The organism is uncultured Shewanella sp. (assembly GCF_947491715.1).
In the GTDB taxonomy this organism is placed as follows: Bacteria; Pseudomonadota; Gammaproteobacteria; order Enterobacterales; family Shewanellaceae; genus Shewanella.
This window is the reverse complement of the sequence record NZ_CANLKR010000070.1, coordinates 1-11179: the sequence shown is the minus strand read 5'-3', so window position 1 is coordinate 11179 and position 11179 is coordinate 1. Positions and strand designations below refer to the sequence as shown.

Below are 11179 nucleotides of genomic sequence, written 5' to 3'. Positions count from 1 at the left end.
GAACACCAGCTTAGAATCACTAGGCACGCTGTTCAAAGCCTTGTCTAAAAGGCTTTTCATTCCAGCTGAATCCTGCACCTTCAAGTATCACGGGTATACACACAAAAATGTGGATTACTGCTGCAAACTTAATACAAAAGACACAGGTACGGCATAGCTTATCTGCTTTAACCCTGCAAGATCTCGCAATTTATTCACACCCGCAACCAATTTAAACTGCCCTGCATTAATGATCACAGGTTGAGTACTGGCAACAAATAAACTACTTTTAGATAATTTTGCAACACTCACTTCAAGTAATAATCTTTGATTTTCACCATGAAGCTCAAGGTTTGCCTCGACTTCCATGTTAGCCACTTCACCCACTTGCAGATCTTTGATCACTTTAGGATCAATGTTGGCATTCAATGTCAATCTTGGGTATCTATCTACCTCAAAAAAAACCGACTTCATTCGTTCATCACGAATAGCAACACCGGTTGACACACTGGATAAAGGAATGGATAACGTAAACTGTCCTTTATCATTTAATTGGCCATTCACTTGCGTAAAATGATTCACCTCTGCTATTTGATCTTGTTTAATCGATACATAACTGACATTAGACTCTTCATTATTCACCGTCCAAGTTGCCGCATTAACACTAAAACCTAAAGGTAGTAATAAGGCGGCTAAAGTCATTTTCAAACTTTGTTTCATTTCCTGCTCCATTTTATAACGTTAAGGGGCGAGACGGGTTTTATCCCATTTCCCTTCGACATGAGTGTATAAAAAACGGTCGTGAAGTCTATGTTCCCCACCTTGCCAGAATTCGATACTTAAAGGCCTAACACGATAGCCTCCCCAAAAACTGGGTAAGGGGACTTCTCCTTTGGCAAATTTGGCTTTTAGCTCACTAAATTTACTTTCCAGTACATCTCGAGCACTAATAGGGCTGGACTGCTTTGATACCCAAGCCGCAATTTGGCTGTCTTTTGGGCGACTGACAAAATAACTGAATACTTCTTTTTTTGACAAGGGCTCAGCAATACCTGTTATTGCCACTTGTTTATCAATGGATTGCCAAGGAAATAATAAACTCACTTTACCATTACCTGCAATCTGTTTTGCCTTACGGCTGCCCAAATTAGTAAAAAAAACAAATCCTTGTTCATCATAGCGTTTTAGCAAAACAATACGCTGAAACGGTTGACCCGTTTCGTCTACCGTGGCGACCGACATAGCGGTGGGATCTGCTATATTGGAATCCTTAACCACTTCCAGCCAATGGGTAAATAATGCCATAGGATCGCTAGGCATATCTTCATGAACGTCACCACTGAGGGTATATTCACGTCTAATATCACTAATGTCTGTCATTAAGCTAACCCTTAAAAATTTATTGAAAAAAGAGTCTGTACCTAAACAAGTATATTAATTGAATCACGCTATTGTAATAAGTAACAATCATTGTCGGCCCATACTTTGATGTCACACAATAACGATATTACTTCTCAAGAACTTTACCGTTGCTCAGCGCCCAAACATGAAGCATTTCCAAGCCTAATGTTGCTCCCGCTAAAGCCGTAATATCACTGCTGTCATAGCTTGGTGCCACTTCAACCACATCCATGCCCACAATATTCATGTCTTTTAAACTGCGAATAATCTTAAGGGCTTTATCGCTGCTCAACCCGCCACAAACAGGCGTTCCGGTACCTGGTGCAAAAGCCGGATCTAAACAATCAATATCAAAGGTTATATATAAGGGACGATCGCCAACACACGCTTTAACCTGAGAAACAATGTCATCCACACTCAGATCATTCGCGCTCGCCGCATCAATCACATTAAAGGCATGAGTTTGCTTATCGTATTCGGTACGGATCCCTATCTGCACTGAATGCTTGGCATCGATAATGCCCTCTTTAGGCGCATGATAAAACATAGTGCCATGATCATAGCGGCTGCCTTGACTGTAAGTATCCGTATGCGCGTCAAAATGCAATAATGCCATTTTGCCATGTTTCTTAAAATGTGCTCTCAGCAGAGGTAAAGTCACAAAATGATCCCCTCCGAAACTCAATAAGGCCTTGTCAGAGTCGACAATTTTTGAGGCAAACTGCTCCACTCTCGCCGTAAAGTCTTCAGCATCACCACAGTCGTAAACTAAATCACCCGCATCAACAATATTGATATGCTTGCACAAATGAAAATCCCAAGGCCAACGCTTTTCTTCCCAAGCTAAATTCACTGATGCTTGACGAATAGCCCCAGGCCCCATACGCCCACCCGAACGTCCCGTTGTCGCCATGTCAAAAGGCAACCCCAACACAACCACATCAGCCTCACTGGCAATGGGATTAAAATCTAAAGGTTGCCGTAAGTAACCAAATGCATTCGAATACAAAGAATAATCCGCTTTATCAGCAATGGTGCTCATAACTTCTCCAAAATAGCACGCAACAGAGTGCGTAAAAAATCAACTCATGCTGTGATGCATCAATCAATGTCGATGCTAAGACAAATTCAGCCCTATTATAGCGCGTAGGGAGGCAAGACCTCAGTATTATTGAGTTGATATTGATAAAAAAATAGCTTTTCTGTGTTTGACAGTGATAATTGACTTTTCAATAAACAAAATGCCCCTTGATTTGATGGCAATGCAAAAGCTGTATTCAAGGTTTGTACATCCCATTTTTTGGGTAAAAATAACGATAAAAAATGCACGACCAAAGCCGAGTATTGGCTAGGATCATCGATATTGGTTTCAAGACTCACATACGAGCTTTGCGCTTGCGGCGTAATGTGAATAGTAAAATAATATGCTTCACGCACGCCATTGATTGAATAACCGTAAGGTGAAAAACAATGATCATCCAAAGTAAATTGAGGAAAAAACGTCGCTAGCGCTAACCGCTCGCGAATGCCTTCACGGTTAACCCTATCACTGCGTAAATACGCCGCAAACTCACCTTGAATATGGTACATCAATAGCTCACAGCCCGCTAAAGGAATCTTCAGCTTCTCACCATGAACCAAGGTATCTACATCGGCATTAAAGACATATTGGTGATGACCATCTAAATGACCAATACGATGGGCACGACCAATCACTTTTGACTCAATCAGTTTCACATCATCAAAAAAATGTTGCCGCTGTAAAGCAGGCATAAACTCATTACGCCGAAAGTAACGCACTATAGCCACTGCCCCCTTATCCACTTGCGTGATAAAGTGCATCAAACTGTCAACTAAAGTGCTGTCGCCGCAGGTTAACATTAAAAAAGTGTTATCCCAGACAAACAAGCTCGACTCACTGAGCAAATAAGCATCACATTGAGGGCTACTGATACTAGACAATATGCTCGCCCCTGAAAAAGAGACTAAGTGCGCCCAAAAATCGGCGTCAAGTTGTCGCAGTGAGATAGACTCACCTGACACCCTGACCCATATTTTTTTTTCGACTCCTTCAAAAAACATACTGCCGCTTATTCACTCCAATTAGCGTTAATACAAAACCCCAAAAGAGAGGCGTTATTTATACTATCCTCTCTTTTGAGGTTCCATTTCCATCGGCATTGAAAACCGGCATAGGGATGAGACGTTCTGGGTTAAGAAAAGTCTTCCAAATAAGTGTAACCTTCAAGCCCAAGCTGCAATTCTTTTAAAATATCCACTCGCTCAGCCTCATCAATATGCTGATGCACTAAGTCTTCATAAGTTTGCATAAACGATAAGGGATCAAGATTCACATATTTTAACACATCCGCCACTGTGTCTCCTGCCAGAACCGATTCAATATCCACTTGTCCCGCTTCATCTAAACGCACCACAGTAGAATGCGTATCACCAAATAAATTGTGCATATCGCCCAAGATTTCCTGGTAGGCCCCAACTAAGAAAAAGCCCATAAAATAGGGGCTTTGAGCACTCCATGTGGGAACGGGCAAAGTGGTTTCAATACCTTGTCCATCCACAAATTGATCCACTGTGCCATCTGAGTCACAAGTAATATCCAGCATCACAGCCCGTCTTTCTGGTACTTTATCTAGCCCGCTTAAAGGCAAAATAGGAAAGACTTGATCGATCCCCCAAGCATCAGGTAAGGACTGAAACAAAGAGAAATTCACAAAAAACTTATCGGCAAGCTTTTCATTGAGCTCATCAATAATGGGCCGATGAAAACGATACTTGGTACTCATATTATCACGCAACTCATGGCACACTCTTAAGTTAACTTGTTCAGCCCAAGCCCGCTCAATTAAGCCAATTTGCCCCAATGAAAACAAAGAATGCACTTCCGTTAAATCACTCTGGCAATCATGAAAAATTTCAATTAAAGCCCGTTGATCCGCTTTACCGCTCACCTCAGTCCAAGACTCCCACATATTGTGCAGTAATTGCGGCGAATCAGGATGTGGTGGTTCAATAACCTCTGGCTGATAGGTTTCCGTGCCGATAACATCGGTAATAAGTACCGCATGATGCGCCGTTAAATAACGCCCTGATTCAGAGATTATCCGTGGCATGGGCTGTTCATACTCGTTACAGATATCCGTCAGCACACTGACAATATTATTCGCATACTCGGTTAAGCCATAATTCATCGAGTTCGCACTTTGACTGCGCGTACCATCATAATCAACGGCCAATCCACCACCCACATCAAAACACTTCACCTGGGCGCCCAACTTCATCAGCTCACAATAAAAGCGCCCAGCTTCCCCCACACCTTGGCGGATATCACGAATATTGGCGATCTGTGAGCCTAAATGAAAATGCAACAACTGCAATGAAGGTAGCATGTCCTGTGTTTTCAGCTCATTAATCACTGTCAACACTTGGGCCGCCGATAAACCAAATTTCGACTTTTCTCCTCCACTGGCTTGCCACTTGCCCTTGCCTTGAAAAGCTAAACGCACCCGCAACCCCAAACGCGGTGTCACGCCTAAATCTCTCGCCTCTTCCAGAACCATTCTAAGCTCTGACATTTTCTCAAGCACAATATACACTTGATGACCGAGCTTTTCGCCAATCAAGGCCAAACGGATATATTCTTTGTCTTTATAGCCATTACAGATAATCACTGAGCTGACTTTTTGCGCCATGGCCAATACCGCCATCAACTCAGGTTTACTGCCCGCTTCTAAGCCCAATTGTGGCACTTCTTTGCTTTTTTGACTGGCAAGAATTTCCTCAACAACCGCTTGTTGTTGGTTCACTTTAATCGGATAAACCAATAAATAATCAGCATCATATTGATATTTTTGTATCGCTTGATTAAAGGCTTGGCACAGACTATGGACTCTATGATGTAAAATCTGTGGAAAGCGCACTAAAACAGGCAGAGCCACACCGGCTTTGACTAAATTTTGAGTCAGTGCATTTAGGCCAATTTTACACTCGGGACGAGCCAAGTCTGGCGACACAGTGACTTCACCCGTCTCGCTTATCCCGTAAAAGCTTTGACTCCAATAATTAACGTTGTATAGCGAACGCGCATCATCTATGGACCAATTGTTCATATTTTTCTAACCTGACTATTACCGACTTCAATTCAGCTCTCTCTACACAGACAGATAACTGGCTTTTTTTCTCAACGGTCATCAACCCAAGAGACGTTATTCAATACTCACTATTCACCTTAGACTTAAACAGGGTGATCGGTGAAAGGACAATAAAATAATAAATGATTTGATAAAAAACCCGACTCACAGAGCTTTAAGCCTTCTGTGAGTGTATTATGCTTTCTAAAAAACGCAATTAAACCTCGCAAAGTCAAATAAAGCAAGCTTAAAACAAGACTTACTGCTTACTTTTCCTTATAATCTGACTGCTATACCCGCATCTTTTTATATTCCTTTTTTAGAGTTGAGAATACCATGATCCAAATAGGTCAAACCTGTACCCTTGAAGTCGTGAAAAAAGTCGATTTCGGCGTCTATTTAAATGCACAAGAACTGGGTCAGGTTTTACTTCCTCGAAAAGTCACCCCCAAAAATTGTGAAGTAGGCGATAAGGTGACAGTGTTTCTTTATCTAGACTCTAAAGATATGATCATCGCAACCACCAAGCGCGCCAAAGCTCAAGTCGGCCAATTTGCCTACTTAAAAGCCGTTGAAATTGGTCAATTTGGGGCCTTTCTAGATTGGGGATTAGAAAAAGATTTATTGCTGCCTTTTGGCGAGCAACACAAAGAAATCGAAGCTGAACGCTCTTATTTAGTCCATGTTTATCAAAGCGCCGTTGATGAACGTATTGTTGCCTCATCCAAAGTCGATAAGTTTCTTGACTTGACTGAGCCACGTTATGGTAAAGGACAAGAAGTGGATTTGATCATCGGCGGCACAACCGATTTGGGTTATAAAGCCATCGTCAATCACGCTCACTGGGGCGTGATTTACAAGAATGAAGTCTTTCAACCGCTCAAGTTTGGCCAAAAACTCAAAGGTTTTGTAAAGCATGTTCGCAGCGATGGAAAAATCGATCTGATTTTGCAAAAAGGCGCAAAAGTCGAGTTAGATAAACATGCCACGACGATTTTATTTAAATTAAAACAAGCTGGCGGCTTTTTGCCATTGACTGATAAGACCCAAGCCGAAGACATTTATGCGCAATTAGCCATGAGTAAAAAAGCCTTTAAGAAAAGCATCGGCTCATTGTACAAACAGCAAGAGATCACCATAGACACCGATGGCATCAGACTTGTCAGTCAATAAAACTTAGCTAATGATCTGTATTACGCCACTAAGTAACAGTAATGCAGATCATCACTTTACTTTAACGATCCACCCACCTTTATTACCAATTTACACAAAAATTGCCTCTTATCGAGCAATGGCACGACCTTAGCACACAAAAACACCACAACAAGGCTTCTTGACAATTCTTGCTAGGATTTCATTGGCTGCTCTGCTATAACATCTCAACGATGATGATTGAAAGGAGCGATATATGGAACTCACGCCACTGGAAGCAAGAATTATTGGTGTACTGCTAGAAAAAGAAATCACCACACCTGAGCAGTACCCGCTATCGCTAAATTCGCTCACCTTAGGCTGCAATCAAAAATCCAGCCGCTCCCCAGTGCTTTCTCTTACTGAAACAGAAACCCAAGCAGGCATTGATAGCCTCAATAAGAAACGCCTCATTTCTGAGCAGTCAGGCTTTGGCAGCCGAGTGGTCAAGTATAAACACCGCTTTTGTAATACTGAATTTAGCGATCTGCAATTCAGTTCAGCACAAGTGGCCATTATTTGTTTATTACTGCTTCGCGGTCCGCAAACCCCAGGAGAGCTCAGAACCCGCAGCAATCGTTTACATGCCTTTGCCGATGTCAACGAGGTCGAGCAAGCATTAAACCAGCTGGCCCAACACAGCCCTGCATTGGTTATCCAATTAGTAAAAGAGCCCGGTAAACGTGAAGCCCGCTTCGATGAATGTTTCACGCCAAGCTCCAGCGCGTCTGAGCACATTACAGAAAGCGAAGTGCAATCGAGTCAATCCAATACCAACACAAATAAGGATTGCTGCAATGAAAATAGCGATGAATACATGCAATTACGCGACCGCGTGAGCGTATTGGAACAAGAAGTCGACAGATTAAAGACAGCGCTGGCCGATTTACTGGATTAACCTTAAAGTGAACTGTGCGCTAAGAGCTCTGGTCTAAGCACTTTTGTCTAAAGACTTTTCGCGGATCACCTTGCTTAACGCACTTTGCCTGAATGAACACAGCTCATTGATTTAACATAAAAGGTTGAATAATGTTGTTATCCCTGAACAAAAAGAGAGTCTCATCTTGAATAATGCCACCCCCAGTCAGATACAAAACACTGCCATTATCGCCTTATTTGAAGTCAAGAAAATCCTCTTCAATACACGAGGTCTCATCGCCATTGCCGCTTTTGCGTTAGTGTGGCTACTCATTTTACTTTACCCCATTAGAGATGCATCGGATTATTTACTCGATCCCAATGTCAGGCAATTACTCATTAATTTATTTGGCGAAAGCTCGTTAAATCAACTTTTTAGTTGGAAAGTGGCCGAAATGGCCATTTTTTGGGTCATCGCATTATTCATTTTTCCCCTATTTAGTATTTCCGTTGCAGCGGATCAATTTGCCTCAGATAAAAGCCGTGGCGGTTTTCGCTTTTTGACCCTGAGAACCAGCCGCGACAGCCTCTACTTTGGGCGTTTTTTAGGAAGCTTGCTGATCCAATCCATTTTGCTGCTCATCACAGTGGCGGCAACCATTTTACTCAGCGTGAGTCGTGATGCCAGTTTATTTTTACCCGCCTTAAGCTCTGGGTTATTTGCCAGTATCAATATCATTATTGTATTAATGCCTTACACCGCCTTAATGGGCATATTATCCCTGTATGCCAACTCATCAAAGCAAGCGACCATTTATGCCATACTGCTATGGGCACTCTTATTTATTGTCAGCAGCTTTTTTAGCGATCATCCCAGTATTATCGCCGCCCTTCAATGGGTGCTACCAGGTGCGCAAATTTCACAGATGATCAACACCCACGGCATAGGCAGCTTTGTTTATGCGCCCATGCCGATTTTACAAACCCTAGTATTATTGACTCTGGGTCGCCAATATATGAAACGGAGTGCAATATGAGCCTTATTCAGTGCCACAACCTCACCAAGCATTATGCCAGTCAATGTGCCCTCAATCAGGTCAGTTTAGAGCTAAAGGCGGGTCACCCCATCGCCCTTGTTGGCCCTAATGGTGCGGGAAAAACCACACTCTTTAGCTTACTGTGCGGTTATATTCAGCCAAGCAGTGGCGAGCTCAATCTATTAGGACATGCGCCGGGAAGTCCAGCTTTACTGGGTAAAGTGTCCTCTTTACCTCAAGATGCCAGCCTAGATCCAAATCTAACCATTATTATCCAACTGAGTTTATTTGCTCAGCTACAAGGCTTTTCTAAAGTCGATGCCGAGCAAGAAGCGTTACGCGTGCTAGATTTAGTGGGGCTAGAAGACAGTATCAATCAAAAACCCACCGCCTTAAGTCATGGCATGAGCAAGCGGGTCTCCATTGCCCAAGCCTTAATTGGCGATCCCGAGCTAGTATTGCTTGATGAGCCGACAGCAGGGCTGGATCCCGCCAATGCCAAAGTCATTCGCCATTTAGTCAAATCACAATCAGACAAAACCACGTTTTTGATCAGCTCACACAATCTTGATGAGTTAGAAAAGCTCTGCGATCACGTGCTCTACTTAGATAATGGCAAGCTCAGTCAGTCCGTCTCAATGAGTGATAGCCAGCAGCAAAATTACCTCACGCTCACTATGAGTCAATGTCAGAGCGATAAACTTATCAGTGCCATTTCGGCTTTAGAAGGGGTGAATACCGTCGAGCAAAAACAAGATAATGAATTTATCATTCAACATGATAAAGCCAATATCGAAATCGCCTTATTCACCTTATTTGCAGAGCAAAACTGGCAATATAAGTCCCTGCTAAAAGGCCGCCGCTTAGAAGAAAAACTATTCTCTTAGCATTGACATCGCCATGAAATATCATCAGTCATTTCACTCAAATGAAGACTGATGATATTTCATAATCTAACGTGCAGTTAGGTTAAATGAGCTTTACTGTACGGTTTGATTTTTGGGTATAACGACTCATATATTACGCCAACAAGACTATATTGTGGCGAGAAACCTTCAACTCAGCAGCTCAGAGGTGCCGGACATGGTCCTTTTGTATATTGAGTAGTAGAATTGATGATTAAATCACCTTGATTTTGTATCAATAATGGTTGTTGAGTATTCACTATTTTTTCAGTTTGCACAGCCATACTCGATGTACTGAATAGCACTAAAATTAATGGGATAATCGCTAAGTACTTCATGGTTTGCTTCCTCTTAACACAACGAAGATTAATTATAATTTATCTATTGTTAATGTAAATATTTTATGAACATTTAGTTGGTATAGGTACAGGTTTGTTATAAAAATTCATCAAATCATTGCTTAAAACTAGCTCTATTTTTATCTTTATTATCGTTACAAATTCTTGTTAGATATTATTTACTAAAAAAATCATCAACTTAAATACCTACACTGGCTTGACCGCTTTTATCTTTAATCAGCTTTGGGTAGATAATAGAATATAGGTAGCTGTATTAAACACACTTAAAAGCAAAAGACCCCGTATTTTCAAATCAACTTATAGTATTTATTCCCCTCAAAAAAACCAAAGAAAGCTGCACTTAGTTATCAGAAACTAAAACCCAGATAAAAAAGATGGTTGTTATTTAAGGGCTAATGTTAAGAGGTAGTATTTTATGGGAAGCGCCAAAAGCTTAAAATTAACTATTGATGCCATGGGCTATTGTTATGCTTTTTTTTTAAACATTGTTGATACAGGTTTCACAAGCTCTTGAAGCTCTCTCTCTTGTTCTACACTAACAAGAAAGCTATATGCAGCAATAAATACAGGGTATTTCCGACGCAATGATTTTAAAGCCCTGTGGTTAGCCTTATACGAACAAACAATCGTGTCCTTATCTTTATCACTGATAAAACTAGCAATTGACTCAAAAAACTCGGTATTAGCCCCATTTATGAACATTAAATGCCCATAGAAGTAATTTGACCCCTTAATAATTGGAAAATCAGACAGAGAAGATTCAGCTACTGATCTTAGCTTTTCATAAGTGACATCAAAATCATTGCTCTCAGAGGGAACATCAATACCGATTACGTAATTTATATTTGCTTGGGATATGACATTATGTATTAAGTTACGATAACGAGACTCAGTTAAATTCAACGCATGTTTGTGCTCTTCAATCGTCACTTGTTCTTTCAGCTCTTGGTAGTCGGACAACAGTTCAACAATTGTATAATTTCCAAGTTCATCTAGCTGAGGTTTATTGATATTGTTCCAAACCTCATTTAGTGCGACTTCACAACGCTCTATGTAAAATACTGATTTTTTCTCTTTTAATTCTTTAGCTTTATCTTTGCGGTTAGTGAAAAAAGTCAACACTGCAATGCTCACGCCAATCGTGACAACAATTACACTGATTAGCCTCACTAACGGCAAGATTGTTGTAATTTCCTCCAACCTTTATTCCTTTATATGAGAGAAGCAATGGTGGTAGAGCGGGCCATTACTGACCCGACCCCACACAGATCCGGACGTGCGGAACTACCGCATCCGGCTCT

Annotated in this window: 11 protein-coding genes; 4 read left to right on the top strand and 7 right to left on the bottom strand. The window is 41.4% G+C overall.

What is annotated here, in order from left to right; all coding sequences use genetic code 11:
- Positions 1–114: 114 nt before the first annotated feature.
- The 5 genes from Q0779_RS23325 to speA all read right to left on the bottom strand — a co-directional run bounded on the left by Q0779_RS23325 (position 115) and on the right by speA (position 5507).
- Positions 115–699 (bottom strand): YceI family protein, encoded by a 585-nt coding sequence (locus tag Q0779_RS23325; RefSeq protein WP_298776616.1) that lies wholly within the window; start codon positions 697–699, stop codon positions 115–117.
- A gap of 21 nt (positions 700–720) precedes the next feature.
- A complete protein-coding gene (gene pdxH, locus Q0779_RS23320; protein ID WP_298776614.1) occupies positions 721–1359 on the bottom strand; it encodes a pyridoxamine 5'-phosphate oxidase in 639 nt (212 codons plus the stop codon).
- Between the two features lie 127 nt (positions 1360–1486).
- Positions 1487–2422 (bottom strand): agmatinase, encoded by a 936-nt coding sequence (speB, locus tag Q0779_RS23315; protein WP_298776612.1) that lies wholly within the window; start codon positions 2420–2422, stop codon positions 1487–1489.
- Between the two features lie 95 nt (positions 2423–2517).
- On the bottom strand, positions 2518–3462 hold the full coding sequence (locus Q0779_RS23310) for an adenosylmethionine decarboxylase (RefSeq protein WP_298776610.1): 945 nt from the start codon (positions 3460–3462) through the stop codon (positions 2518–2520).
- Between the two features lie 131 nt (positions 3463–3593).
- On the bottom strand, positions 3594–5507 hold the full coding sequence (speA, locus tag Q0779_RS23305) for a biosynthetic arginine decarboxylase (protein WP_298776608.1): 1914 nt from the start codon (positions 5505–5507) through the stop codon (positions 3594–3596).
- 357 nt (positions 5508–5864) lie between these two features.
- Here speA and Q0779_RS23300 point away from each other — a divergent pair, with 357 nt between their 5' ends.
- The 4 genes from Q0779_RS23300 to Q0779_RS23285 all read left to right on the top strand — a co-directional run bounded on the left by Q0779_RS23300 (position 5865) and on the right by Q0779_RS23285 (position 9501).
- On the top strand, positions 5865–6701 hold the full coding sequence (locus tag Q0779_RS23300; RefSeq protein WP_298776605.1) for a S1-like domain-containing RNA-binding protein: 837 nt from the start codon (positions 5865–5867) through the stop codon (positions 6699–6701).
- A gap of 235 nt (positions 6702–6936) precedes the next feature.
- Positions 6937–7617 (top strand): YceH family protein, encoded by a 681-nt coding sequence (locus Q0779_RS23295; RefSeq protein WP_298776602.1) that lies wholly within the window; start codon positions 6937–6939, stop codon positions 7615–7617.
- A gap of 166 nt (positions 7618–7783) precedes the next feature.
- Positions 7784–8614, top strand: coding sequence for an ABC transporter permease subunit (locus Q0779_RS23290; RefSeq protein WP_298776599.1), 831 nt, complete (start codon positions 7784–7786; stop codon positions 8612–8614).
- Positions 8611–9501 carry an ABC transporter ATP-binding protein gene (locus tag Q0779_RS23285; protein ID WP_298776597.1) on the top strand — a complete coding sequence of 297 codons (891 nt, stop codon included), beginning with the start codon at positions 8611–8613 and terminating at the stop codon, positions 9499–9501. Before Q0779_RS23290 ends, Q0779_RS23285 begins: the two co-directional genes overlap by 4 nt.
- 173 nt (positions 9502–9674) lie before the next feature.
- Here the strand turns inward: Q0779_RS23285 and Q0779_RS23280 are convergent, their stop codons facing one another.
- Both Q0779_RS23280 and Q0779_RS23275 read right to left on the bottom strand, forming a co-directional pair.
- Complete coding sequence (locus tag Q0779_RS23280; protein WP_298776595.1) at positions 9675–9857, bottom strand: hypothetical protein; 183 nt, start codon at positions 9855–9857, stop codon at positions 9675–9677.
- Positions 9858–10343: 486 nt separating this feature from the next.
- Positions 10344–11078, bottom strand: a complete 735-nt coding sequence (locus tag Q0779_RS23275; RefSeq protein WP_298776593.1) for a hypothetical protein — start codon at positions 11076–11078, stop codon at positions 10344–10346.
- Positions 11079–11179: the final 101 nt, after the last annotated feature.